Origin of the sequence: Klebsiella sp. K5-306, from assembly GCF_051835185.1 — a bacterium.
Taxonomy (GTDB): domain Bacteria; phylum Pseudomonadota; class Gammaproteobacteria; order Enterobacterales; family Enterobacteriaceae; genus Klebsiella; species Klebsiella oxytoca.
On record NZ_JAIFJY010000005.1, the window covers coordinates 264,749 to 289,204 of the forward strand.

The 24,456-nt window shown below is 54.9% G+C and carries 24 protein-coding genes; 13 read left to right on the top strand and 11 right to left on the bottom strand.

Features of this window, described 5'->3' with window-relative positions; genetic code table 11:
• Positions 1-10 precede the first annotated feature (10 nt).
• The gene (locus K2184_RS10625) at positions 11-754 is read right to left on the bottom strand and encodes a MurR/RpiR family transcriptional regulator (RefSeq protein WP_004108963.1); all 744 of its coding nucleotides are present in this window, start codon (positions 752-754) and stop codon (positions 11-13) included.
• A 259-nt stretch (positions 755-1,013) separates the two neighbouring features.
• Between K2184_RS10625 and K2184_RS10630 the strand changes: the two genes are divergently transcribed.
• The 3 genes from K2184_RS10630 to celB all read left to right on the top strand — a co-directional run bounded on the left by K2184_RS10630 (position 1,014) and on the right by celB (position 4,091).
• Positions 1,014-1,322, top strand: a complete 309-nt coding sequence (locus K2184_RS10630; RefSeq protein ID WP_016809334.1) for a PTS sugar transporter subunit IIB — start codon at positions 1,014-1,016, stop codon at positions 1,320-1,322.
• A gap of 79 nt (positions 1,323-1,401) precedes the next feature.
• Entirely contained in the window at positions 1,402-2,709 is a 1,308-nt protein-coding gene (locus K2184_RS10635; RefSeq protein WP_004117522.1) for a 6-phospho-beta-glucosidase, read from the top strand.
• 26 nt (positions 2,710-2,735) lie between these two features.
• Entirely contained in the window at positions 2,736-4,091 is a 1,356-nt protein-coding gene (gene celB, locus K2184_RS10640; protein WP_163525010.1) for a PTS cellobiose transporter subunit IIC, read from the top strand.
• A gap of 105 nt (positions 4,092-4,196) precedes the next feature.
• Here the strand turns inward: celB and treC are convergent, their stop codons facing one another.
• From treC to treR, 3 genes are all read right to left on the bottom strand, one after another.
• The gene (gene treC, locus K2184_RS10645; protein ID WP_163525008.1) at positions 4,197-5,852 is read right to left on the bottom strand and encodes an alpha,alpha-phosphotrehalase; all 1,656 of its coding nucleotides are present in this window, start codon (positions 5,850-5,852) and stop codon (positions 4,197-4,199) included.
• 54 nt (positions 5,853-5,906) lie between these two features.
• On the bottom strand, positions 5,907-7,325 hold the full coding sequence (gene treB, locus K2184_RS10650) for a PTS trehalose transporter subunit IIBC (protein ID WP_064372682.1): 1,419 nt from the start codon (positions 7,323-7,325) through the stop codon (positions 5,907-5,909).
• Between the two features lie 128 nt (positions 7,326-7,453).
• The gene (gene treR / locus K2184_RS10655; RefSeq protein ID WP_032728794.1) at positions 7,454-8,401 is read right to left on the bottom strand and encodes a trehalose operon repressor TreR; all 948 of its coding nucleotides are present in this window, start codon (positions 8,399-8,401) and stop codon (positions 7,454-7,456) included.
• 180 nt (positions 8,402-8,581) lie between these two features.
• Here treR and mgtL point away from each other — a divergent pair, with 180 nt between their 5' ends.
• Both mgtL and mgtA read left to right on the top strand, forming a co-directional pair.
• Positions 8,582-8,635: a mgtA regulatory leader peptide MgtL gene (mgtL, locus tag K2184_RS10660; RefSeq protein ID WP_139025212.1), complete on the top strand. Its 54-nt coding sequence runs from the start codon at positions 8,582-8,584 to the stop codon at positions 8,633-8,635.
• A 145-nt stretch (positions 8,636-8,780) separates the two neighbouring features.
• A complete protein-coding gene (mgtA, locus tag K2184_RS10665) occupies positions 8,781-11,489 on the top strand; it encodes a magnesium-translocating P-type ATPase (RefSeq protein ID WP_053064551.1) in 2,709 nt (902 codons plus the stop codon).
• 67 nt (positions 11,490-11,556) lie between these two features.
• Here mgtA and ridA read toward each other — a convergent pair whose 3' ends face one another.
• From ridA to K2184_RS10690, 5 genes are all read right to left on the bottom strand, one after another.
• On the bottom strand, positions 11,557-11,943 hold the full coding sequence (gene ridA / locus K2184_RS10670) for a 2-iminobutanoate/2-iminopropanoate deaminase (RefSeq protein WP_023320223.1): 387 nt from the start codon (positions 11,941-11,943) through the stop codon (positions 11,557-11,559).
• 153 nt (positions 11,944-12,096) lie between these two features.
• On the bottom strand, positions 12,097-13,551 hold the full coding sequence (gene gbpA, locus K2184_RS10675; protein ID WP_163525006.1) for an N-acetylglucosamine-binding protein GbpA: 1,455 nt from the start codon (positions 13,549-13,551) through the stop codon (positions 12,097-12,099).
• 270 nt (positions 13,552-13,821) lie between these two features.
• Positions 13,822-14,283, bottom strand: a complete 462-nt coding sequence (pyrI, locus tag K2184_RS10680; protein ID WP_004098115.1) for an aspartate carbamoyltransferase regulatory subunit — start codon at positions 14,281-14,283, stop codon at positions 13,822-13,824.
• A gap of 12 nt (positions 14,284-14,295) precedes the next feature.
• The gene (gene pyrB, locus K2184_RS10685; protein ID WP_004108911.1) at positions 14,296-15,231 is read right to left on the bottom strand and encodes an aspartate carbamoyltransferase; all 936 of its coding nucleotides are present in this window, start codon (positions 15,229-15,231) and stop codon (positions 14,296-14,298) included.
• Between the two features lie 36 nt (positions 15,232-15,267).
• Entirely contained in the window at positions 15,268-15,372 is a 105-nt protein-coding gene (locus K2184_RS10690) for a pyrBI operon leader peptide (protein ID WP_100214958.1), read from the bottom strand.
• A gap of 193 nt (positions 15,373-15,565) precedes the next feature.
• On the opposite strand from K2184_RS10690, the gene K2184_RS10695 reads away from it, so the two are divergent.
• From K2184_RS10695 to K2184_RS10720, 6 genes are all read left to right on the top strand, one after another.
• Positions 15,566-16,018, top strand: coding sequence for a YhcH/YjgK/YiaL family protein (locus tag K2184_RS10695; RefSeq protein ID WP_024273633.1), 453 nt, complete (start codon positions 15,566-15,568; stop codon positions 16,016-16,018).
• Between the two features lie 244 nt (positions 16,019-16,262).
• Positions 16,263-17,237, top strand: a complete 975-nt coding sequence (locus tag K2184_RS10700) for an SIS domain-containing protein (protein ID WP_004108909.1) — start codon at positions 16,263-16,265, stop codon at positions 17,235-17,237.
• 11 nt (positions 17,238-17,248) lie between these two features.
• The gene (locus K2184_RS10705) at positions 17,249-18,079 is read left to right on the top strand and encodes a PfkB family carbohydrate kinase (protein ID WP_163525038.1); all 831 of its coding nucleotides are present in this window, start codon (positions 17,249-17,251) and stop codon (positions 18,077-18,079) included.
• Positions 18,080-18,173: 94 nt separating this feature from the next.
• Entirely contained in the window at positions 18,174-19,739 is a 1,566-nt protein-coding gene (locus K2184_RS10710; RefSeq protein ID WP_064372672.1) for an amidohydrolase, read from the top strand.
• A gap of 56 nt (positions 19,740-19,795) precedes the next feature.
• On the top strand, positions 19,796-21,214 hold the full coding sequence (locus K2184_RS10715; RefSeq protein WP_049591351.1) for a YfcC family protein: 1,419 nt from the start codon (positions 19,796-19,798) through the stop codon (positions 21,212-21,214).
• An 84-nt stretch (positions 21,215-21,298) separates the two neighbouring features.
• Positions 21,299-22,024, top strand: a complete 726-nt coding sequence (locus tag K2184_RS10720) for a GntR family transcriptional regulator (protein ID WP_001727696.1) — start codon at positions 21,299-21,301, stop codon at positions 22,022-22,024.
• 2 nt (positions 22,025-22,026) lie between these two features.
• On the opposite strand, the gene argF is transcribed toward K2184_RS10720, so the two are convergent.
• Positions 22,027-23,031 carry an ornithine carbamoyltransferase gene (argF, locus tag K2184_RS10725; protein WP_004108896.1) on the bottom strand — a complete coding sequence of 335 codons (1,005 nt, stop codon included), beginning with the start codon at positions 23,029-23,031 and terminating at the stop codon, positions 22,027-22,029.
• A complete protein-coding gene (gene argL, locus K2184_RS10730) occupies positions 23,001-23,096 on the bottom strand; it encodes a putative translational regulatory protein ArgL (protein ID WP_380304639.1) in 96 nt (31 codons plus the stop codon). Before argL ends, argF begins: the two co-directional genes overlap by 31 nt.
• 99 nt (positions 23,097-23,195) lie before the next feature.
• Here argL and rraB point away from each other — a divergent pair, with 99 nt between their 5' ends.
• A complete protein-coding gene (gene rraB / locus K2184_RS10735) occupies positions 23,196-23,615 on the top strand; it encodes a ribonuclease E inhibitor RraB (protein ID WP_004108894.1) in 420 nt (139 codons plus the stop codon).
• A gap of 52 nt (positions 23,616-23,667) precedes the next feature.
• Positions 23,668-24,426: a tRNA isopentenyl-2-thiomethyl-A-37 hydroxylase MiaE gene (miaE, locus tag K2184_RS10740; protein WP_004117554.1), complete on the top strand. Its 759-nt coding sequence runs from the start codon at positions 23,668-23,670 to the stop codon at positions 24,424-24,426.
• The last annotated feature ends 30 nt before the right edge of the window (positions 24,427-24,456 follow it).

Here is a 24,456-nt window from a genome sequence, read left to right on the forward strand (position 1 = left end):
AGGGATAACGTCAGGCGAGCAGCGCGTCGTTAAGCAGGTCGACCAGCAGCAGCAGGGCGTAGCGGGCGGCTTGTGCATTCTCGGGCAGGGGCAGCAGCGCGGAGGCCATATTGCTTAATGAATGGTCGGCGGGAGTGAGGGCGAAAATTGTCGCTTCTTGTACCCGGGCCAGCAGGGTCGCGCCCTGCAAAATCGCATCGGCCTCGCCGGTTGCCAGCACCAGCAGAAGATGATCGTCACTAAGGGTACTGGCTATCATGCGCATCAGGGCGCTGTCCTGGCAGAGATTCATCACGATCCCGATGGAGAGCAGCTGGTGCTGGAGCAGCGTGGCCAGCGCAATATCCTGTGCGCCAAGGGCGAAACAGTGTACGGCGCGGGCATTTTGCAGACGCGTGCGCAGCTTTTGCAGCGTAGATTCGGGGGTGCTTACCAGCTGTTGTTCCAGACTTGTGCTAATCAGGCTTAATTTGTCGCGCCACGCGGCGGGCAGCGCGGCGCTCTCTTCGTTTAGCCAACCGGTGCGCCGTTCGCAAGCCTGCGCCAGCTGCTTACGCAAATCACGAATATCCTCGCAGCCTACGGAGCGGGCAAAGCGGGTAATCGTGGCTGCGCTCACGCCAGCGCGCGCCGCCAGTTCATCAATCGAGGCGCTGGCGGTAAAACTTAAATTCTGCAGAATAAATGCCGCGACCTTCGATTCCTGAGCGCTTAAGCGAGTCATGCCTTCCTGTAACTGTCCTACGATATCCATGCTTTCAGCCTCTCTCTGCCACCGCCAGATTGAAAATATTTTTCAAATAATGATGGCTTTTTATACCACTTAATCACGCGTAATGCCTGGGATTATTGCTGGTTCGGCTTTTTATGGGCAATTATAAGGATGAAAAATAACGCCTCGATCACGTACGTGAAAAAAATTTTCATATAGCCTTCTTCTGTACCCGCACCTCGCCCTATAGTCGATGGTGCCTGTTTAGCACTCGCTCAAGCAAAACCCATGGGGAGGAATTATGCCACGTATTGTCCTGTGCTGCGCCGCCGGAATGTCCACCAGCATGCTGGTTAACAAAATGAAAGCCGAGGCGCAACAGCGCGCGCTGGCGCTGGAGATTTACGCTGTACCCGTCGCCGAGTTTGAGCGCGAGTTGCCCAATGCCGACGTGATTTTGCTTGGGCCGCAGGTGAAGTATGAAGCGGCCCGGTTGACGGAGCTTGCTGCCCCGCACGGAAAAGCCGTGGCGGTGATCGACATGGCGGATTACGGCATGATGCGCGGGGCCGCCGTACTGGATAAAGCGCTCGCTCTGCTGAACCACTAACGCTTTCCCATCAACGCGTTCATTTCGCAAAGCCACTGCGGCCTTGCGCGGGGATCTGTACGCCAAAAATGAGGCCACTATGCAAGCATTGAAAATAGCTGTAATCGGCGGCGGCAGCAGCTATACGCCGGAACTTATCGAAGGCATCATCCTTCGCCATCAGCAGATTCCGGTCACGGAGCTGGCGCTGGTCGATGTTGACGCCGGGCGCGAGAAAGTGGCGATTATCGCCGCGCTGACCCAGCGTATGTTTAAGCGCCATGGCCTCGAACAGGTTAAGGTCAGCGTGCATTTCAGCCTGGATGAGGCCATTCGCGGCGCTAAATTTGTGCTGACTCAGCTGCGGGTTGGTCAGCTGGCGGCGCGGGCGGCGGATGAGCGTCTGGGGCTGAAGTATCAGCTGCTGGGCCAGGAAACTACCGGCGTCGGCGGATTTGCCAAAGCGCTGCGCACTATTCCGGTGATTTTACAGGTTGCCCGCAAGGTGGAAGCGCTGGCGCCCGATGCCTTTATCCTCAATTTTACCAATCCGGCCGGGATTGTGACGGAAGCGGTGAGTCGCTACAGCAGCGCCAAAATCATCGGCCTGTGCAACGTGCCCATCAATATGCAGCATATGATTGCCGGAATGCTGGACGCAAAAGAAGAGGAGGTTCGGTTGAGCTTCGCCGGGCTGAATCATATGGTCTGGGTACACAAGGTGATGCAGGGGCGGGAAGAGGTGACCAGCAAGGTCATCGACATGCTGTGTGACGGTCAATCGCTCTCGATGAACAATATTCAATCGCTGCCGTGGCCGGCGGAGTTTCTGCGGGCCCTGAAGGCGATCCCCTGTCCCTATCATCGCTATTACTGGCTGACGCCGGCGATGCTGGCGGAAGAGATTGAAGCGGCAAAAACCAAAGGCACCCGCGCAGAGCAGGTGATGAAGGTGGAACAGGAGCTGTTTGATATCTATGCCCGGCCCGATCTGGATGAAAAGCCCGAACAGCTGAGCTTCCGCGGCGGTGCGTACTACTCCGAAGTGGCGGTGGAGCTGATTAACGCCATCTACAACAATCTTGGCAAGGAGATGGTCGTCAACACCCGCAACAACGGCGCGATTCACGGCTTCGATGATGATGCGGTGGTGGAAATTAACAGCATTATTGACGCGCAGGGCGCACGACCGCTGGCCTTTGGCGCGCTGCCGCCGATCATGAACGGACTGACGCAACAGGTGAAAGCCTTCGAGCGCTTGACGATTGAGGCCGCGGTCCACGGCTGCCGGGATAGCGCGCTGCTGGCGCTGGTGAGTAACCCGCTGGTCGGGAATGTGACCGATGCCCGGGCGCTGCTTGATGAGGTGTTAACCATCAACCGCCCCTGGTTAACGCAGTTTAACTAAACTTTTCCGCCTTCGGGGATACCACTATGTCTCGTACTTCATTTATTGAACGCTATGTCATGCCCGCCGCGCTGAAAATCGGCGGGCAGAAGCATGTCCTGTCGGTACGTGACGGCATTATCCTTAATATGCCGTTTATGCTGATCGGTTCGTTTTTCCTGATATTCGCTTATCTGCCGATCCCTGGTTACGGTGAGCTGATGGCCAGCGTGTTTGGCGGTGCCTGGTGCGATAAGATGCTGTACCCTGTCAAAGCGACCTATGACATCATGGCGCTGCTCTCCGCCTTCGGCATTGCCTACCGGCTGGCGGAGAAATATCGCACCCTGGATCCGCTAAGCGCCGGGGCGATGTCGCTGGTGGCGTTTGTGATGACAATCCCCCAGGTGACGCTCTTTACGCCGGCAGACGGTTCAGCGGCGCAAATCGTCAAAGGCGTGCTGCCGGTGGGGATGATTGGCAGCCAGGGACTGTTTGTGGCGATTGTGATTTCGCTGCTCTCTACAGAGATTTATCGCCTGGTGGCCAGCCGTAATCTGGTGATCCGCATGCCGGACGGCGTACCGCCCGCGGTGGCGAAATCTTTTCTCGCCCTGATCCCCGGTTTCTGCGTGCTGGCCGTGGTGCTGGCGCTGCGCCTGATCGTTGAAGCTTCGCCGTTCGGCGATATCAATAGCATGATTACCACCCTTATCGGTATTCCCATGTCGCACGTCGGCGGTTCGCTGCCGGGGATGATTATCTCGGTGATCCTGATTGGTATCCTGTGGACCCTGGGGCTGCACGGCGACACCATTGTGCTGGTGTTTATTCGCCCGGTCTGGCTGTCGAATATGTCGGAAAACCTGGAAGCGTTTCAGAATGGACTGCCGATCCCGCATATCATTACCCAGCAGTTTTATGATCTGTGGATTGCGCCCGGCGGTACCGGTGCGCTGCTGGGGCTGGTGATTTTTATGCTGCTGCGCAGCCGTAGCCAGCAGATGAAACAGCTGGGGAAAATCGCCGCACCGGGGGCGCTGTTTAATATCAGCGAGCCGATGGTATTCGGCATTCCGCTGGTAATGAACCCGTACTTTTTCCTGCCGTTTATTTTGACGCCGGTCCTGCTGGTGATTGTCTCGTATACCGCGATGGCCACCGGGCTGGTAATGAAGCCGGCGGGGATTGCGCTACCGTTTACCACGCCTATTTTTATGAGCGGCTATCTGGCGACCGGAGGGCATATTTCCGGCGCGGTGCTGCAGGTGGTGAACCTGGCGATCTCGCTGGTGATCTACTATCCGTTCTTCCGGGTATGGGATCGCCTGAAGGCGAAAGAAGAGCAGGCGTCCGCGCAGCCGGAGGCCAGCGCGACGCTGTCGGCGGCTGACCGTATTTAAAGCGTATTCCCGGAGGCGGCGCTTGACGCGCCTGCCCGGGCTACCGGCCCGCAGACGGCTGTGAATCGGTAGCCCGGCTAAGCGTAGCGCAAGCCGGGGAGGGGGTTACTCCTGCAGCCACCATACCGCTTCAAACGGGCGCAGGGTCATATCGGCAGGGCGGTTCGCCGCTTCCGCGTAGTTGCTCATGAGCGTCCGCCAGTCGCCACTCATGGCTTCCGGCTGCCAGCGCTGGAACTCGCGGCTCAGGTTCGCCACGACGACCAGCGTTTGTCCCTGCCACTGACGGCGGTAGCACCACAGCGACGGATGTTCCGGCAGCAGGTCCTGGTAATCGCCCCAGGTCAGCACCGGCGTGCTCTTGCGCAGCGCAATCAGCTGCTGATAGGCATAAAACACGGATTCCGGGTCCGCCAGCGCTGCTTCGGCGTTAATCTCGCGATAGTTGTCGCACAGCGCAATCCACGGCTCGCCTGCGGTGAATCCGCCGTTTTCACCGCGGTTCCACTGCATGGGCGTGCGGCTGTTATCGCGCGATTTACTGGCCAGAATCGCCAACAGTTCATTCGCGTCCCGGCCCTGAGCCGCACGTTCGATATACATGTTGTGGCTCTCAACGTCGCGATAATCGGTGATGCGCGTAAAGTGCGGATTAGTCATGCCAATCTCTTCGCCCTGATAAATATAGGGCGTGCCCTGCATGCCGTGCAGCACCATCGCCAGCATTTTCGCCGCCGGGACGCGGTATTCCCCTTCATCACCGAAACGGGAGACGATGCGCGGCTGATCGTGGTTACACCAGAACAGCGCATTCCAGGCGCGATTGTGCATTCCCTGCTGCCAGTGCCTGAACAGCGATTTCAACGCCACAAAATCCGGTCGCGCCAGCGTCCACTTCTCTCCGCCGGGGTAGTCCACCTTCAGATGGTGGAAGTTAAAGGTCATCGAGAGTTCGCTGCCGTCGAGCGCCGCATATTTTTGGCAATGTTCAAGCGTGGTGGAGGACATTTCGCCCACCGTCATCAGATTTCGCGGGGTGAAGACATCGCGGCTCATCTCCTGCAAAAATTCGTGCGATCGCGGACCGTCGGTATAAAAGCGGCGGCCATCGCCAGCGGTATCGGACGGGAAGGACTGGTCTTTGGAGATAACATTGATCACGTCCAGGCGCAGGCCGTCGACGCCGCGATCGGCCCAAAATTCGCAGACTTTTTTCAGTTCTGCGCGCACGGCAGGGTTTTCCCAGTTCAGATCCGCCTGCTCAACGGCGTACAGATGCAGATAGTACTGCTCGCTTTCGGCGTGCCACTGCCAGGCGTTGCCGCCAAACTTAGATTGCCAGTTGTTCGGCGGGGTGGTCGGCTCGCCGTCGCGCCAGATATAGAACTGGCGATACGGACTCTCTTTGCTGAGCGCTTCCCGGAACCAGGCATGCTCGGTCGAAGTGTGGTTCAGCACCATATCCAGCACGATACGAATTCCTCGCGCCTTCGCCTGAGCCACCAGCTCGTCGAAATCGTCCAGCGTGCCGTAGGCGGGGCCGATAGCGGTATAGTTGGCCACATCGTAGCCGTTATCCACCTGCGGTGAGACGTAGAACGGCGTCAGCCAGATAGCGTCAACGCCAAGCTTTTGCAGATAGTCGAGGCGGGAGGTGACACCGCGCAGATCGCCGGTACCGGTGCCGGTCGTATCCTGGAAACTCTTCGGATAGATTTGATAAATAACGCCGTTTTGCCACCAGAGGGGAAGGGTATTCATATTGCGTTCCTGCTACAAAAAAGGGGGGCGACAGCGCGCCCCGAAAATAAGATGTCAGACAATCTGTAAGGTGCCCTGGCGGAATTTGCGCTGGTAAACGACCGTCGTCAGGACAATCGGCACAATCACGGCAATGGCCATCGCCAGTGCGTAAACCTGCCAGTAGGTGGGTTGAATAGAGAGAATGCCCGGCAGGCCACCGACGCCGATGCCGTTGGCCATCACACCGTTCAGTCCGCACAGCAGCCCGGCAAGACCGGAGCCGACCATCGCGCAAAGCATCGGGAAGCGGTATTTCAGATTGATACCGTACATAGCGGGTTCCGTCACGCCGAGATAGGCGGAAATGGCGGCCGGAACGGAGATTTCGCGTTCGTTCTGTTTACGGCTGGCGATGATTATCCCCACCACTGCCGACGCCTGAGCGATGTTGGACAACGCAATCAGCGGCCATACCGGCGTACCGCCCATGCTTTGAATCATCTGCATATCGATGGCGAGCGTGGTCTGATGGACTCCGGTGATCACCAGCGGGGCGTACAGGAAGCCGAACAGCGCGGCGCCAATCGGCGCAAAGCTGCCGGTTAACAGATGACGCACGGCCCAGGCCACGCCGTCGCCAATCATGCGGCCAACCGGTCCGATAAAGGCGTGCGCGAGGAAGACCGCCAGGATCAGCGAACAGACCGGCACGATCACCAGGTAAAGATAGTCAGGCACGATGCGTTTCAACCGCGTTTCAATAAAGCCGAGCGCCAGCCCCGCCATCAAGGCCGGAATCACCTGCGCCTGGTAGCCGACTTTCTCAATCGTAAACAGGCCGAAGTTCCATACCTCCGGCACCTGCTGACCCAGCAGGTAGGCGTTCATCAGCTGCGGAGAAACTAACGTAACGCCCAGCACGATGCCGAGGATCGGCGTGCCGCCTATTTTCTTTACCGCAGACCAGCAGATACCCACCGGCAGGTAGAAGAAGATCGCCTCGCCAATCAGCCACAGGAAGTCATAAAGGGTTTTCAGCGACGGATGCATCTGCGCCAGCGTCTGGCCGTTGCTCATTGGCAGATCGCCGATCACGTTGCGGAAGCCTAAGATCAGGCCGCCGCTGATCAGCGCAGGTAGCAGCGGGAAGAAGATCTCCGCGAAATGTGAAATGAGCTGTTCATGCCACTTCATATTCTGGCGTGCGGCTTTTTTGGCCTGCTCTTTATCCGCGCTGGCCTGGCCGGTGGTCGCCAGTAGCGCATTATAGTAGTCGCCAACCTCGGTACCGATCACCACCTGGAACTGACCGGCGTTGGTAAAGCAGCCCTTCACCATGCGTAGTTGTTCAATTTCTTTCGGTTTGGCAATGGCTGGATTATTCAGCACAAAGCGCAGACGGGTAATACAGTGGCTGACGGTGGCGATATTATCGCGTCCGCCCACCAGTTCGATAAGTTTATCGATGTCCTGCTGATTTACTTTACTCATGATGAGGCCTCATGACCGAGGGGAGAGGTTGCATTTAACTTGCAGTGGATCCTACTCGCTCCGTTTGAATTGCAAAATGGGAACGTTCCCGAAACGCAGCGAAGATCACATAAATCGTTAAGACAGGCTTAATTCAGTACGGCGGGAATGACGATTTGACGAGGCTCCCGACTGCCGGCGATCTGCTCGATCAGCTGCTTAGCCGCCTGGCGTCCGGACTCGGCGTAGCCGGGATCGACGGTCAGGATCTCCGGGTGGAGAAACTTCATCAGCGGCGTGCTGCCGACGCTGGCAAGCTGGAGATGATCGATACCCTGTTGCTGGAGATATTTGCTGGCCCCCAGCGCGAGGGTGTCGGTGGCGCAGACCAGCGCGCTGGTTTCAGCCGACAGCAGGCAGGCGACGTTTTCGTAGCCCTGCTTCATGCCCAGGCCTGGCAGCGCGGCAAGGGGCGAGAGGTGCTTTTGACGGCAGAAATCGAGGTAGGCCTGGTGGCGGCGCTGCCCGGTGGTGACGTCGCTGTGCGGAACGCCGAGGAAGCTAATGTGGCGATGCCCGCGATCGTACAGGCGCTGCATCAGCATCCTGATCGACCCTTCATCGTCATAGCACACGGAGGCGATGCCCGGCGCGTCGCGGGCCAGCAGCACCAGCGTCTCCCGCCACGGGGTGAGCATCTCTTCATGGATGCCGGTAAAACCAAACAGCACCACGCCGTCGATATTGCGCCGGGCGAGCATGCCGAGATGCTCCTCTACCAGCGCCGGGGAGAACTGGCTTTCCATCATAATCGGATCGTAGCCCTGCTCGTAAAAGGCGGGCAGCATGGTCTGGACGGCAAGGTTTTCCGACAATGAATCCAGACGCGTGACGATAATCGCCACCACTTTGTCGCTTTGGCCGCGCATCGCCCTGGCAGAACGAGAGGGTGAAAAACCGTGCTGCTGCATCACCGCTTCGACTCGCTCGCGAGTGCGTTCGCTAACGCCGCTTTCGTTATTAAGCACGCGCGATACCGTCGATTTCCCGACGCCGCTTAAGCGCGCGATATCTTTGATGGTCAGCCGGTTTTGCATGCAGGGTTCTCGTTGTCGTCCGCTTAAAGTGAGCCTAATGCTACTCAACGAAACCACAATGAGCAAAGTCTGGTTTACGTCTGGTTTAGTTGCCGGGGGGTATCATCGCCATAATAGCCACAAATAGATTATCGGTGACGTTATAATTCGCGCCGTTTGTATTCATTTACCGGAGATTTTATGGACCCCGATCCCACTCCTCATCCTCGATGGAGCTACCACTTTTTCCGGTAAATCTGCTTAGCGCTGCTTTACCGGAAGCGTAAAGCAGCGATGTCTTTGATGTCCCTGCCATAAAAATAACATGCCTGACAGGTAAGGTTGACTTGCGCCTGTCGTTAGCGCTGCGTTCGCTCGTGCGAGCGCGGAGGGACCGTTTATGTTGAAAAATTTTACCCGCCAGCTGTTCGCCCAGCTTGGCCGCCATTTACCGCATCGTTTAGTCCAGCGCGATCCGCTTCCTGATGCCCGCAATATGGCGAGCGCGCCAATCCCCGATTCTCTTGGCAAGCAGTGCCTGAACGTCGCGGCAATGGATGAGAATGAAATCTGGCGCGCTTTCGCCAGCCATCCGGAAGGGCTCAATGCAGGCGAAGTGGCGCAGAAAATCGCCCGGTATGGCGAAAACCAGATCCCGGCGCAGAAGCCGTCACCCTGGTGGGTGCATCTGTGGAGCTGCTATCGCAACCCCTTCAACCTGCTGTTGACCGTCCTGGGTATCGTCTCCTACTCGACGGAAGATCTGTTTGCCGCGGCGGTCATCGCCCTGATGGTGGGGATCTCCACGCTGCTGAACTTTATCCAGGAAGCCCGCTCGACCAAAGCGGCGGACGCCCTGAAGGCGATGGTCAGCAATACCGCGACGGTACTGCGGGTGGTGAATGAGCAGGGTGAAAGCCGCTGGTGCGAGCTGCCCATCGACCAGCTGGTGCCGGGGGATATCGTTAAGCTATCGGCGGGAGACATGATCCCCGCAGACCTGCGCGTTATTCAGGCGCGCGATCTGTTTGTCGCCCAGGCGTCGTTGACCGGTGAATCGCTGCCGGTTGAAAAAGTCGCCCGCACCCGCGACCCGCTGCAGACGAACCCGCTGGAGTGCGACACTCTGTGCTTTATGGGCACCAACGTGGTGAGCGGTTCGGCGCAGGCGATTGTTTTCGCCACCGGCGGCGGTACCTGGTTTGGTCAACTGGCTGGCCGCGTTAGCGAGCAGGAAAGCGAGCCGAACGCCTTTCAGAAAGGGATCAGCCGGGTCAGCATGCTGCTGATCCGCTTTATGCTGGTGATGACGCCGGTTGTGCTGCTGATTAACGGCTATACCAAAGGCGACTGGTGGGAAGCGGCGCTGTTCGCGCTCTCCGTCGCGGTGGGTCTGACCCCGGAGATGCTGCCGATGATCGTCACCTCGACCCTGGCGCGCGGGGCGGTGAAGCTGTCAAAACAGAAAGTGATCGTCAAGCACCTCGACGCGATACAGAACTTTGGCGCGATGGATATTCTGTGCACCGATAAAACCGGTACCCTGACGCAGGATAAAATCGTGCTGGAGAACCACACCGATGTCTCCGGCAAGGTGAGCGAACGCGTGCTGCATACGGCCTGGCTGAACAGCCACTATCAGACCGGACTGAAGAATCTGCTCGATACCGCAGTGCTGGAAGGCGTTGAACAGGAGTCGGCGCGCGGGCTGGCGGAACGCTGGCAGAAAGTGGATGAGATCCCGTTCGATTTTGAGCGTCGCCGCATGTCGGTGGTGGTGCAGGAGCAGAGCAACGTTCATCAACTGATCTGCAAAGGGGCGCTGCAGGAGATCCTCAACGTCTCGACCCAAGTGCGCTATAACGGCGACATCGTACCGCTGGACGACACCATGCTGCGGCGCATCCGTCGGGTGACCGACAGCCTCAATCGTCAGGGATTGCGCGTGGTGGCGGTGGCGACGAAGTATCTGCCCGCCCGCGAAGGCGACTACCAGCGCGCGGATGAATCCGACTTGATCCTTGAAGGCTATATCGCCTTTCTGGATCCGCCTAAAGAGACCACAGCCCCGGCGCTGAAAGCGCTGAAGGCCAGCGGTATTACGGTCAAAATCCTGACCGGAGACAGCGAGCTGGTGGCGGCCAAAGTCTGCCACGAAGTAGGTCTGGATGCGGGGGACGTGGTGATCGGCAGCCAGGTTGAAGCGCTGAGCGATGATGAACTGGCCGAGCTGGCAAAACGTACCACCCTGTTTGCGCGCCTGGCGCCGTTGCACAAAGAGCGTATCGTGACTCTGCTGAAACGCGAAGGACACGTGGTGGGATTTATGGGCGACGGCATTAACGACGCCCCGGCGCTGCGCGCGGCGGATATCGGTATTTCCGTCGACGGCGCCGTGGACATTGCTCGTGAAGCGGCGGATATCATCCTGCTGGAGAAGAGCCTGATGGTGCTGGAAGAGGGAGTTATTGAAGGCCGCCGGACCTTCGCTAATATGCTCAAATACATCAAAATGACCGCCAGCTCCAACTTCGGCAACGTGTTCAGCGTGCTGGTGGCCAGCGCCTTCCTGCCGTTTTTGCCGATGCTGCCGCTGCATCTGCTGATCCAGAATCTGCTGTACGATGTCTCCCAGGTCGCCATTCCGTTTGATAACGTTGACGATGAGCAGATCCGTAAACCGCAGCGCTGGAACCCGGCGGATCTCGGGCGCTTTATGGTCTTCTTTGGGCCGATCAGTTCGATATTCGATATTCTGACGTTCTGCCTGATGTGGTGGGTGTTCCACGCCAATACGCCGGAACATCAGACCCTGTTCCAGTCCGGCTGGTTTGTGGTGGGCCTGCTGTCACAGACGCTGATCGTGCATATGATCCGCACGCGGCGGATCCCCTTTATCCAGAGCCGCGCGGCCTGGCCGCTGATCGTGATGACGCTGCTGGTCATGGTGGTTGGGGTAGCGCTGCCGTTCTCACCGCTGGCGGGGTATCTACAGCTTCAGGCGCTGCCGTTAAGCTACTTCCCATGGCTGATTGCTATCCTGGCGGGCTATATGACCCTGACCCAAATGGTTAAGGGCTTTTACAGCCGTCGCTACGGCTGGCAGTGAGCGAGGCGCTTTAAGAGCAGAAACAACAAAGGCAGCCACGGGCTGCCTTTGTTCATACTGTCTATGATTAGCGGCGAATGGCGATCGCTTCAATCTCAATCTTCACGTCTTTCGGCAGACGCGCCACTTCTACGCAGGAGCGCGCCGGGAAGGTGGCGTTGTGCTCGGTGAAGAAGGCTTCATACGCAGCGTTAACGGTTGCGAAATCGTTGAGGTCTTTCACGAAAACGGTGGTTTTAACGATATCGCCCACTTTCAGGCCCGCGGCTTCGACGATAGCTTTCACGTTCTCCAGCGACTGACGCGCCTGAGCAGCAACCTCTTCCGGCACGCTGCCGGTTTTCGGGTCTACCGGGATCTGCCCGGAAGTGATGATCATGTTACCCAGATCAACGCCCTGAACGTACGGGCCGATGGCTGCTGGCGCATTTTCCGTCGCGATAGTTTTAGACATGAGTTCTCCTGAAATATTTAAATGTAATCAGACTGGCGTGGGCCATTATAAAGAGTGCTGGCTGCTTTATCATTAAGCAGGCCGCATTTTGCGAAGGAGAAAAGCGGATAACGCAGGGCGCTATCCGCATAAGGCGTGAGCCGCCGGGAGAAATTATTGGGCGACTTCGGCCCAGGCCATCGCCCAGTCAGAGCCAACCCCCGGCTCGTACTGGCTGGCGTGTTGGCTCCACTGTACGCAGTAGCCGCTGTAGGGGAACGGACGACATTGGTACACTTTGCCATTTTTAGGCTGCATGACCTTCGTCCCCGCCGTATAGCTTTTCATGTTATCCGGGAAGGTATAATCGTAGTTTCCCGCAGGCGCTGGCGTTGGCTCGCTCTTCTCTTCCAGCATCAGGTTGATCACACCCTGGCTGATGATGGCGCCCTGCGCATTACTGGCTGAGTAGCGCAGCATATGATGGCCTGCCTGAACGTTGGTCAGTGGAATCGATAACGGCAGAGAGCGATTATCTATCGTTTGCTGGAGACTCCCTTTCTCTGCACCCGCATGATCGCTGACGACGGCGGTGAGATGCATTTCGCCTTTGGCCGCGGCGTTGAAAGTCACCGTTGCTTTGCCGTTTTCGATGGGGGTTACGGCGACGTTGCTGAGGCTCAGGGATTCTTTCGCGGTATCGTCCGCTTGCGATTCGCTATAACTCAGCGTGACGCTTTGCAACGCGCTGCCTTGCGGCGCATACACCTGGTTAACGCCATAGATGGGATTAATGTTGCCACTGCCGTCTTTTACTCCGGCACGCAGGCTATCATGGTGTGCGGTATTAATGACTTCCGCCAAATCGTAAGACCATTGGCTGGATTTCCCTTGCGCTTCGCTGGCAATAGTCAATTCCGTTTGCAGCGAATGAACCTCTCCGCTGGCATTAAAGAAATGGGCAATGACTTTATCACCAGCATGAAGATCTTTTCCGCTCAGCTGACCGGTAAGCTGCGTTGTCCAGAGGGAACTGTTCTCAGCGTCATCGCCGGTACCGCCAAAATCGACGTCAATGGCCTGATAAAAACTATTTGCCGTATCGGCGATTTCCCAGACTGCATAAATAACCTGATAACCGGTACGCTCTGGCACATTACATGAGTGGGTGACCTCAATAGCCGGCGTCATGCCGTTACCGTCAATTTGACAGAAGGGCTTACTTTCAAAATCGCTGCGCGTCAGCGGCTTATTTTGGTCCCAGTTCTGTTTGGTTATGTAATAACGCCAGTTGGTAGTTTTATGGGGGGCAGAATGGTGCCAGATGAAGTTATTTTCCCCGCTCTTTATTGCGCTTTTAGCCCAGCGAGTCGGGCTCTGGCTATCAAGCTGCGAGAAGTTGGCTTTACCCGCGCTGGCCAGTTGACCGTCCGGCGGCATTGCGCCTTCAGGAAAACCGCTCGCTTGCTCAACGCTTTGCGGCTCCCACTGTACTGAGCCGCAGTCGCTGTTTTTGCCTGTATTACATTGATAGGCCCGACTGGGCGGAAACGCCACGTAGCCATGAGCCAACGCCGAGGAGGTAAATAATAATGCGGCGGTATATATCGATAATTTCTTCAGTTGCATAATTCATCCAGTGAACAATGATTAATTATTGGAAAGCGTTTATGCAGTGTATAAAGCGAAAAATACCGGAGCAATATCGATGATATTTAATGATGAATATAAATAATGACTCATTTTAGCAATGAGGTGAAACGATCGTAAATGATAATAAACTGAGACAGAGTGATGCCTTTTTAAACGAACATTGAAATGGCAGCCGCGCGTTTAATGTATATGATGCTTTCAGGAACAGGCCCCTTTTCGGGGCTGCTCCTGATGACGCTAATAAATTTAGTTTGCCAGCACGACATGATGTGAAAATTCTTTTTCACAGTATTTGCACTTCAGCGCGATATCGTTTTCACGTTTCTTCACCGCAAAGCTGGAGGACACCGGCTCGGCGTGGCTGATGCAGTTGCTGTTCGGGCATACCAGCACGTTATTGATACGGTCCGGCAGATTCGGTCGGGATTTACCAACGACTTCATACTCATCAATGCGGTTCACCGTGGCCTGAGGCGCATACAGGGAGAGCTGGTTGACCTGCTCATCGGTCAGGAAGGTGTTCTCAATTTTGATTAAATCCTTACGGCCCATTTCGCCTGACGGCAGGTTCAGGCCGATGGTGATGCGCTGATCCGTTTCGGTTAGTTTGAACAGCGTCAGCAGCTTAAAACCGACCTGCGCCGGGATATGGTCGATAACGGTGCCACGTTTGATGGCTTCTACCTGTAATTTATTGTCGTGTGTCATCTTTATTTCCCCTTACAGCGCCAGATCGCTATTCAGTACCAGCGCCAGTAACGCCTGGCGCGCGAAGATGCCGTTGCCCGCCTGCTGGAAGTACCAGGCGTGCGGCGTTTTATCAACATCGGTGGTAATTTCGTCAATGCGCGGCAGCGGATGCAGCACCTTCATATTCTCACGGGCGCCTTCCAGGTCGGCGGCGCGCAGAACAAACTGCGCCTTGACGTTGGCATATTCTGACGGGTCGAGACGCTCTTTCTGTACGCGAGTCATATACAGAATGTCCACCTCTTCCATCACCTCTTCAATCGCGTTATGCAGGCTCCAGGCAATGCCTTTTTCGTCGAGCATATCGAGAATGTACTGCGGCATGGCCAGCGCGTCCGGCGCGATAAAGTAGAAGCGATTGCCGTTAAATTTCGCCAGCGCCTGCGTCAGGGAGTGGACGGTACGGCCATACTTCAGGTCGCCGACCATCGCCACGTTAAGATTTTCCAGACGGCCCTGCGTCTCCTGAATGGTGAAGAGATCGAGCAGGGTCTGCGTCGGATGCTGGTTAGCGCCATCGCCGGCGTTGAGTACCGGAATACCGCCGGAGAACTCGGTCGCCAGGCGCGCCGCGCCTTCCTGCGGGTGGCGCATCACGATAGCATCGACGTAGGTGCTGATGACCGAGATGGTGTCGGCCAGGGTTTCGCCTTTTTTGCCCAGCGAGGTGTTGCTGCTGTCTGAGAAACCGACCACGCTGGCGCCCAGGCGGTGCATGGCGGTTTCAAAAGACAGGCGTGTGCGGGTCGACGCTTCAAAAAAGCAGCTGGCAATCACTTTATGCTTGAGCAGCTCCGGCTGTGGATTTGCTTTCAGTTTTGCAGCGGTCGCCAGTACCAGTTCAAGGTCTTCGCGGCTGAGATCGTTTATGGAAATGATATGTTTTTGGAATAGCGGGTTAGCCATGTTTATCTCCTGACGCCTGGGCAAAAAAAAAGCCCCTTAAAAAAGGGGCTTTACGAATACGGATGCAACGGAAAGGAAAAACGGCAGGCCAGCGTCTGTTTTCAGACGCGGTAAGACGCGATGTCGTACACACTGAACCATAATTCCTCCCGGCAAAACGGGTGGCATTATACGCAGCTCATTTTTCGGATCAAGCGATTAATCCACAAACAGGTAAACGTTTGCCTGGGTAATCATGCGTTAACGCAAAAAACCCGTAAAAAGTGGTGGTATGGCAGTCAGAAGGGGGGTATAAAACCTGAAAATGAAAAGCTGTTTTACATTTGAGGTTACTATGATCGTTGGAAATATTCACCATCTGCAAAGCGGGTTGCCGGAGCCTCTGCGCAAAGCTATTGAATACGTGAAAGCCCATGTCACCGACGCGACGCCGCTGGGTAAACATGATATTGACGGTAACAATCTGTTTTATCTCATTTCTGAAGATACTACCGAGCCGATGGCCGACCGCCGCGCCGAGTATCACGCCCGCTACCTGGACATCCAGATTGTATTGAAAGGTCAGGAGGGCATGACCTTTAGCGTTCTCCCTGCCGGCGAGCCGGATACCGACTGGCTGGCGGATAAAGACATCGCTTTCCTGGCTGAAGGGGCGCAGGAAAAAACCGTGATTCTCAGCGAAGGCGACTTTGTCGTGTTCTATCCCGGCGAAGTGCATAAGCCGCTATGCGCGGTTGGCGCACCGGCGAAGGTGCGCAAAGCGGTTGTGAAGATGCTGATGGTTTAGTTGACGAGCGTATTTTTACCCAAGGCTAGCAATTGTCGTCTTGTGACCATTGTTAGCCTTTGTTTTTTCTAGCTATTCCCAATTTTTTACTTCTTATTCCCTCTCATTTGATGCTTCAGCCAAATGCTCATACCGCGCGCATTGTGCAAATTTTGATGGCGATCTCATTAATACGTTATATAACGTATTAATGTTGTTTCCGTTAATTTGAACAATCAATAGTGAGATGTGGAGTTATTACTATATGAATACTAAAGAAATAATTAATGCCGTTGCGAAAGAGATAGAAGATAAAGGCGGAATCCGCCAGGTGTTCCTTGTGGCCTGCGGCGGGTCATTAGTGGATATGTATCCGGCTAAATACTTTCTTGATAGCGAGGCGACAACGCTTCATGTCGGCATGTATACCGCCAATGAGTTTGTCTACGCGACGCCAAAAACGTTGGGGGTGAATTCGCTGGTTATCGTCTGTTCGCACGGGGGCAACACGCCAGAATCCGTCGCTGCGGCTAAGCTTGCACAGCAGCATCAAGCGCATACTATTACGCTGACTCACAACGCTCAGGCACAGCTGATCGAATACGCCAGCCACAACATTCTCTATGCCTGGGGTAACGATACCAATGTGGTCGATAATCCGATGGCGATTATCCTCAATCTGTGCGTTGATACGCTGCAGCAGGTTGAAGGTTTCGATAATTACGCTGATTTCCAACAGGGAATGGCCCAAATTAACGGCGTCATTGCTCATGGCCGTCAGCAGGTTGCGGATCGCTGCCAGCGTTTTGCCCAAAAATATCAGGATGAAAAACTCTTCTATATCCTCTCCAGCGGAGCTTCTTACGGCCATGCTTATGGTTTTGCTATCTGCTCACTAATGGAAATGCAATGGCTACATGCCGCACCTATTCACTCCGGTGAGTACTTCCACGGGCCTTTCGAAGTTACGGATAAAGAGACGCCGTTTATTTTATTAATGAACGAAGGCCGTACGCGGGCGATGGATGAGCGAGCTTTGGTCTTCCTCACCAAGTACGCAGAGAAAGTGGAAGTCGTTGATGCTAAAGAACTGGGTATCGGGGTTCTCCCTCCGTCAGTCGTGGAGTTTTTCAACCCGGTGCTGTTTTACAGCATCATGTGTGAATATCGTTCTGCGCTTGCCGACATTCGTCAGCATCCATTGGATACCCGCCGCTATATGGGGCTGGTGGAATACTAAGGGGAATTATGATGAATGTGATTGGAATTGGCGATAACGTCGTCGATAAATACGCCCATACTCAGACCATGTATCCCGGTGGAAATGCGTTGAACTTTGCCACTTATGCGGCCATGTTGGGACACAATGCGGCCTATTTGGGGATTTTTGGTAATGATGCCGCTGCGGAGCACGTTATGCAGGTGCTGGATAAAGTTGGCGTCAAGTGGCCCCACTGTCTGCAGGTGGCCGGGGAGAACGGCTGTGCGCAGCTGAAAATCGAAGAGGGAGAACGGATATTTCTTGGTTCGAACGCCGGGGGGATTCGTAAGACAACTTCGATGGATTTTATTTTTCAGCATGAGCAATACCTGCGTGAGTTTGATCTGATCCATAGCGGTTGTTACAGCTACATGGAGATGCAATTACCTCAGTTACGCAAGCTCAACATTCCTGTCTCTTTCGATTTTTCAGATGACTTTGTACTGGAGCAGGCGCTGCTGCTGTGCCGCTACGTCGACTTCGCATTCTTCTCATGCGCTGACTACAGCCTGGCGCAAACGCGTGAAATTGTGCAACAGGCGCAGGCCAGCGGGAGTCGCATTGTCTGCGCGACGCGTGGGGATGAAGGCGCGATTTTATTTGACGGGCAGGATTGGTATCAGCAGGCGCCCGATTACGTCACTCCAGTCGATACAATGGGCGCAGGTGATGCTTTTATTACCGCTTTCGTTTGCCATTTTCTGGCCCAACCTACGGGTAACAAGCGCGAAGCGATTACCAATAGCCTGCAAAAAGCAGCAGCTTTCTCGGCACAAATTTGCCTGAAAGAAGGGGCGTTTGGCTACGGGACTCACTACTAACCTATAACGCCCTCTCTCATTTTTCCGTACTGATTTCCGTCCGCTTGCCGGGCGGAAACGGGGATTTGTGCGCTTTTTCCGTGAGGAAAGAAATATGCATAGTGAAGCTGCTGATTTGATTTTACGTTCTGATGCTATTTTTACTGCTGCCAGAAATGAGCTATTTAGCGGATATGTCGTCATTAAAAATGGCGCTATCGCGGCGATGATAGCGAATGGGGAAGATATTCAACCCTGGAGAGGTGAAAGTACTCGCTTTATCGAACTTGGCGATCGCCTGATTTGTCCGGGATTTTGCGATAATCACACGTTTTTTACCGGCTATATGAGCATGCGGCGTGGCGTCGATCTCCATGCCGCCCGCGACAGTAATCATGCTCTTGAACTACTACAGGCTGCAGAAAATCTTCTCCCTGAGGGGAAAAGCCTCTATGGCTGGGGCTGGTCTGTTGCCCGTTGGGGAGCGGTGCCTGATGCCAGGTTACTGGATGACGCTTTCCCGCAGAGGCCGGTTGTCGCCATTAACGATGACAAAAGCTATTGCTGGATGAACCGTGCCGCCGTGGAGCTTTATGGCTTTACCGCTGAAGAGTGCAGCGCGGAGGCGAGAATCGCATTATTGGATGAGATGCTGGCTGATACCGCACAGTTAAAAAAAGAAATGCGGGCATTTATGACCCGACTTGCCGGACAGGGAATCACGGCGATAAAAGACGTTTGTTTCAACGATGCGCCGCGGTTGATGAATGCCTGGGATGAACTGGAAAAAGAGGATGCGCTGTCGCTGAGGGTGAGCATTGTTTCTCAGCCCGTATCTGCGCCTGTCGATCTTGCTTTCGGTGAACAGGCCCGACGCCGCTTTCATTCGCCATGGCTGCGGTTTCATGGTTTTAAATTTATGGTCGATGGCGTTATTGCCGATCATACCGGCGATATGATTTACCCCTATGCCGATCGTCCCGGCACGAACAATGAAAGGCCCGTTGACTATGATGCCCTGCGCCAGCAGGTTTTGCTGGCTGATGCTCGTGGATTCAACTGCTGTATGAATGCGGAGGGCGATGCCGCAATTCGCCGCTGTATAGATATTTTTGCCGAATGCCGTCAGCGTCACCCGCAGAGTGTGATCAGACATTCTCTGAGCGATCTGGAATGCCCGCATCCAAACGATATTCCCAGAATGGCTGAGCTCGGCCTCTTTGCCGAAGTTTATGCACAAATTCTGCTCCTTAACCCCTGCGAAGCCGAAGCCTATATGCGCGAACGCTATGGCGAAGAGCGCGAAGCGCAATTCTACGATTATGCCGCACTATTCGGGGCTGGCGTAACGGTCACTATTGGTACCGATCTGCCCCTGTTTATTCCTTCTGTTCCTGACGCGATGTATGCCGCCTGCTGTCGCCAGTTCCCTGATGGTTCACCCGTGAATGGCTGGTACCGCGAACGCGGAATGACGCGACAGCAGCTCTTAACGGCCTGGACGCTGAATAGTGCTCGACATCACGGCATGGAAGATATGACCGGTAGCCTTGAGCCGGGAAAACGTGCGGATATCGCGGTTTTTGACCGTAATTTGTTGAGCTGCCCGAATGATGAGTTACGGACTTCCACCGTTGTACTGACCCTGGTGGATGGCCGTATTACCCATGAACTTCTGTGACTCTAAAAATGCCGAATGACGGCGAACATAATATAAACATCTTACCGAGGCGGATTATGCGTATTGCAAAAATAAAGTGGGCGATGCCACACTGCTACGCTCTGATTTTCTTCATTATTATATTAGTAGCGCTGCTGACATGGTGTATTCCCAGCGGCAGTTTTGATTATCACTCAGTGACTTTACCCGGCGGTGAAACGAAAACATTAGTGATCCCGGGGTCTTATCATCTGCTGGAAAAAGTCAGCAGCGAGGGCGATTTACGTCAGGGTATTGCCGCCGTACTGGCCGCGCCGATGGAGGGAATTATCAAGGCCGCCGACGTAGTGGCGTTTGTACTCATTGTTGGTGGTGCTTTTGGCGTTATTTTACGTACTGGCGCTATTGAGCGGGGGCTGGTGGCGCTGGCTGAACGTCTGGCTGGTAAAGGGATTCTGGTTATCCCTATCGCAATGACCTTGTTTAGCCTGGGGGGCGCAACTTTTGGTATGAGCGAGGAGGTGATCCCGCTTTATGCGATCTTTATATCCCTCATGTTCGCGCTGGGTTATGACTCAATGACCGCGATCCTGATTCTTTTTCTGGGAACCCAGATTGGCTATGTTGGCGCAATGACCAATCCGTTCTCTGTACTCATTGCCCAGGGCGTAGCGGGTATTCAGGGAAATCCGCAGCTTTGGCTGCGTGCCATCGCATGGCTGGTCTTCACATTGCTGGCGATGACTTACACCATGTGGTACGCACATCGTGTTAAACGCACTCCACAAAAGTCGCCGGTATATGAGAGTGATTGCCGCAACCGTGAGCAGTTTTTGTCGATACAGGATACGTCGGTCCATTTTTCCATCGCCGATCGAGTGATTATCATCGCTTTTGTGCTGGCGCTGGCCATCATCTCATGGGGGTTAATCACGCGTGGCTGGTACATGGTTGAGATCGGCTCCGTGTTCCTGGCTCTGGGGCTATTTTCTGGGATCGTCGGGCGCATGGGTATTAGCGGGATGGCCGACAGCTTTGTCGAAGGGTGTAAAGAGTTTGTTTACGCCGCCGTAGTGATAGGACTCGCGCGCGGTATTTTGGTGGTGGCGGAGAACGGACGAATTATCGACACGTTGCTCTTTGGCTTGTCGGAAATGCTGGAAGGGTTGCCGCAGTACGCATTCACCACTCTGATGCTATTAGGGCATAACGTCATCACCTTTTTTGTCCCCTCCTCTTCGGGCGAGGCTGCGCTCACTATGCCCGTGCTGGCGCCATTAGGCGATTTAGTGGGTATCAATAAAGAGGCGATGGTAATGGCTTATCAATTTGGCAATGGCCTGACGAACCTGGTTTCTCCTACCGGTGGTGTATTGCTGGCCGGGCTGTCTATTGCGCGCATTGGATTTGGTCAGTGGTTAAAGGCGATTGCGCCGCTGTTTCCGGTGCTGTGGATAGTCAGCGCCGTGTTTGCTGCGATTTCGGCCTGGGTCTAAGGGATATGCGCGCCGTCGTAGTTTGATGGGCGCGCTTCGATTATAATCCTGCTTCGCATCAATGGCCGTGCTGGTACCTCTTTTATGTCGAATTTTGGACTGCAACAGAATACTTCCGTACCGTTATACAGGCAGCTTAAAGATAAAATCCTCAGCGATATCTCGTCCGGGAAACTCGCTGAAGGAGAGAAAATCCCCACCGAGATTGAGCTCAGCGAACTTTACAATATCAGCCGCATTACGGTGCGCAACGCAGTGAAAGAGCTGGTAGCCGAAGGCTATTTGGTGAAAAAGCAGGGGAAGGGGACTTTTGTCTGTCTGCCTAAAATTGAGCGTAAAGTTGTGCACCTGCTTAGCTTTACTGCCGCATGCGATGCTAACCATCTACCAACCCACAGCGTAGTGACTCGTCGTGAGATTCTGCCGGACTATCGTAATGCGCGTCAGCTTCTTGAGCTTGAGAGGGATGATTCCGTGCTTTATATCCAACGCCTCAGGATCGCTGGCGATGCGCCGTTAATGTTAGAGAATAATTACTACTCTCTGAAACGATTAGGATTTTTACAGCAGGAAGATCTCAGCGGGTCGCTTTATCAGCTATTGCGTGATAAATACGCGATCGTGCCTACCTATGCGGGTGAAACGACGGTAGAGATGGTGCGCGCGCATTCTGACAACGCACCGCTGCTGCAGCAACCGCCCGGCGAACCGTTATTCCTGATGAAAACGCTGATTCTGGATAGCCAGCATCAGCCTATTCACTATGGAGAACAGTATATTGTCGCCGAGCGTTACACGTTTAGTTTTTGATTTCAGTGGGAAAGCGTCGCAACCATCACCGCTTTGATGGTATGCATGCGGTTTTCCGCCTGATCGAAAACGATGCTCGCCGCGGATTCAAATACCTCGTCGGTCACTTCCATTCCGCCGTGCAGGCCGTACTCCGCCGCCATCTGTTTGCCGAGCGTGGTCTGGTCGTCGTGGAACGCGGGCAGACAGTGAAGGAACTTCACCTGTGGGTTGCCAGTCAGCGCCATCATCTCGCGGTTCACCTGATACCCGCGCAGCAGCGCGATACGCTCCGCCCACTTCTCTTTGGCTTCGCCCATCGATACCCAGACGTCGGTATAGATAAAGTCCGCGCCCTTCACGCCCGCAGCGATATCTTCAGTTAGCGTAATATTGCCGCCGTTTTTCTGCGCCAGCGTGCGGCACTGCGCAACCAGCTTTTCTTCCGGCCAGCAGGCCGTTGGCGCGACCAGACGCAGATCCAGCCCGGTCAACGCAGCGGCTTCAAGCATGGAGTTACCCATGTTATTCCGCGCGTCGCCAGCGTAGACCAGAGTCATCTCGTTAAAGGCTTTGCCCGGCAGGTGTTCCTGCATAGTCAGTAAATCCGCCAGCAGCTGGGTGGGGTGAAATTCGTTGGTCAGGCCGTTCCACACCGGAACGCCGGCATACTCGGCAAGGGTTTCCACCACTTCCTGGCCATGGCCGCGATATTGAATACCGTCATACATGCGCCCCAATACGCGAGCGGTGTCTTTAATCGACTCTTTGTGGCCAATCTGGCTGCCGCTTGGTCCGAGATAGGTGACGCGAGCGCCCTGGTCAAATGCGGCAACTTCGAAAGAGCATCGGGTGCGGGTAGAGTCTTTTTCGAAGATGAGCGCGATGTTTTTACCGGCGAGATGCTGAATTTCGATATTGTTTTTCTTATCAGCTTTAAGCCTGGCGGCCAGCTCAAGCAGAGCGGTGATTTCGGCGGGGGTAAAATCGAGCAACTTTAAAAAATGCTTCTGATAAAACGCGGACATGGTTCCCTCACGTGGCTCAAGCCATTTTTTGAATTAAAATTCACTTTATATGTATGAATATTCATTTGCAACCCCGCATCATAAATCTTTCTCTCAGAAGGTGGAGGCAATCACGGCGGTATGTGACAATAGAAGTATCTGCGACACATTATGAGGAACGAGCCATGGCTAACCCGGAATTACTGGAAGAACAGCGTGAAGAAACGCGTCTGATTATTGAAGAACTGCTCGAAGACGGCAGCGATCCTGACGCGCTGTACACCATTGAACACCATCTTTCTGCCGATGATTTCGAAACGCTGGAAAAAGTGGCGGTCGAGGCCTTCAAGCTGGGTTATGAAGTGACTGAGCCAGAAGAGCTGGAAGTTGAAGAGGGTGATACCGTGATTTGCTGCGATATCCTCAGCGAATCCGCGCTGAATGCCGAGCTGATCGATGCCCAGGTTGAGCAGCTGATGACCCTGGCGGAAAAATACGACGTCGAGTACGACGGCTGGGGTACCTACTACGAAGATCCTAACGGGGAAGAAGGCGATGACGACGAAGATCTCGTTGATGAAGACGACGACGGCGTCCGCCACTAAGTAGCAGAGGTATACGGCGGCACGGTATGCCGCCGTATAGCAAGGAACTTCAATGGATTACCCGCAAATACTCGCTCCGATTTTAAGCTTTCTGCATTGCCCAACACCTCAGGCGTGGATTGATGAAGCCCGTAAACCGGAAAACCTCCCGCTGCTGTTGACCGACCATATGGTGTGCGAACTGAAAGCGGCGCAAAACGCCATGCTGCTGGTGCGTCGATACGTCGCGGATAAAGCAGGCGCGGATGAACTGCTGGCCTGCCTGAAGCCGTACGAGGACTTTACCTACCGCTGGGGGCCGGAACCGGATTTCGTCGCGCTGCATAAGCAGATAAATAAAAGCGCTATGCCGCAGACCGACGATCCCTGGGGACGTCAGCTACTCGACAGCATGATCCTGCTAATCAAAGAAGAGCTGCATCACTTCTGGCAGGTGAGGGAAATTATGCTTTCCCGCGATATCCCATACGTCAAAATCACCGCCAGCAACTATGCTCGCGGGCTGCGCCGGGAAGTGCGTTCGCATGAACCGGTCATGTTGATCGATAAACTCATCTGCGGAGCCTATATTGAAGCCCGTTCCTGCGAGCGTTTTGCCGCGCTGGCGCCATGGCTGGATGACGATCTGCAAAAGTTTTATCTGTCGCTGCTGCGCTCTGAAGCGCGCCACTATCAGGACTATCTGGATTTGGCGCAGAGGATTGCCGGGGACGATATCAGTGAACGCGTACGCCAGCTTGGCGAGGCGGAAGCGGCGCTCATTAACGCGCCCGAGGCGGAGTTTCGCTTTCACAGCGGCGTGCCCGCCTGAGCGTCAGGCCGCAGCTTCACCGCAGCGGCC

Bases quoted from the DNA above. Each gene is read 5' to 3' on its own strand.
- K2184_RS10625 (WP_004108963.1), bottom strand. From the start codon at position 754: ATGGATATCGTAGGACAGTTACAGGAAGGCATGACTCGCTTAAGCGCT.
- K2184_RS10630 (WP_016809334.1), top strand. From the start codon at position 1,014: ATGCCACGTATTGTCCTGTGCTGCGCCGCCGGAATGTCCACCAGCATG.
- K2184_RS10635 (WP_004117522.1), top strand. From the start codon at position 1,402: ATGCAAGCATTGAAAATAGCTGTAATCGGCGGCGGCAGCAGCTATACG.
- celB (WP_163525010.1), top strand. From the start codon at position 2,736: ATGTCTCGTACTTCATTTATTGAACGCTATGTCATGCCCGCCGCGCTG.
- treC (WP_163525008.1), bottom strand. From the start codon at position 5,852: ATGAATACCCTTCCCCTCTGGTGGCAAAACGGCGTTATTTATCAAATC.
- treB (WP_064372682.1), bottom strand. From the start codon at position 7,325: ATGAGTAAAGTAAATCAGCAGGACATCGATAAACTTATCGAACTGGTG.
- treR (WP_032728794.1), bottom strand. From the start codon at position 8,401: ATGCAAAACCGGCTGACCATCAAAGATATCGCGCGCTTAAGCGGCGTC.
- mgtA (WP_053064551.1), top strand. From the start codon at position 8,781: ATGTTGAAAAATTTTACCCGCCAGCTGTTCGCCCAGCTTGGCCGCCAT.
- ridA (WP_023320223.1), bottom strand. From the start codon at position 11,943: ATGTCTAAAACTATCGCGACGGAAAATGCGCCAGCAGCCATCGGCCCG.
- gbpA (WP_163525006.1), bottom strand. From the start codon at position 13,551: ATGCAACTGAAGAAATTATCGATATATACCGCCGCATTATTATTTACC.
- pyrI (WP_004098115.1), bottom strand. From the start codon at position 14,283: ATGACACACGACAATAAATTACAGGTAGAAGCCATCAAACGTGGCACC.
- pyrB (WP_004108911.1), bottom strand. From the start codon at position 15,231: ATGGCTAACCCGCTATTCCAAAAACATATCATTTCCATAAACGATCTC.
- K2184_RS10690 (WP_100214958.1), bottom strand. From the start codon at position 15,372: ATGGTTCAGTGTGTACGACATCGCGTCTTACCGCGTCTGAAAACAGAC.
- K2184_RS10695 (WP_024273633.1), top strand. From the start codon at position 15,566: ATGATCGTTGGAAATATTCACCATCTGCAAAGCGGGTTGCCGGAGCCT.
- K2184_RS10700 (WP_004108909.1), top strand. From the start codon at position 16,263: ATGAATACTAAAGAAATAATTAATGCCGTTGCGAAAGAGATAGAAGAT.
- K2184_RS10705 (WP_163525038.1), top strand. From the start codon at position 17,249: ATGAATGTGATTGGAATTGGCGATAACGTCGTCGATAAATACGCCCAT.
- K2184_RS10710 (WP_064372672.1), top strand. From the start codon at position 18,174: ATGCATAGTGAAGCTGCTGATTTGATTTTACGTTCTGATGCTATTTTT.
- K2184_RS10715 (WP_049591351.1), top strand. From the start codon at position 19,796: ATGCGTATTGCAAAAATAAAGTGGGCGATGCCACACTGCTACGCTCTG.
- K2184_RS10720 (WP_001727696.1), top strand. From the start codon at position 21,299: ATGTCGAATTTTGGACTGCAACAGAATACTTCCGTACCGTTATACAGG.
- argF (WP_004108896.1), bottom strand. From the start codon at position 23,031: ATGTCCGCGTTTTATCAGAAGCATTTTTTAAAGTTGCTCGATTTTACC.
- argL (WP_380304639.1), bottom strand. From the start codon at position 23,096: ATGAATATTCATACATATAAAGTGAATTTTAATTCAAAAAATGGCTTG.
- rraB (WP_004108894.1), top strand. From the start codon at position 23,196: ATGGCTAACCCGGAATTACTGGAAGAACAGCGTGAAGAAACGCGTCTG.
- miaE (WP_004117554.1), top strand. From the start codon at position 23,668: ATGGATTACCCGCAAATACTCGCTCCGATTTTAAGCTTTCTGCATTGC.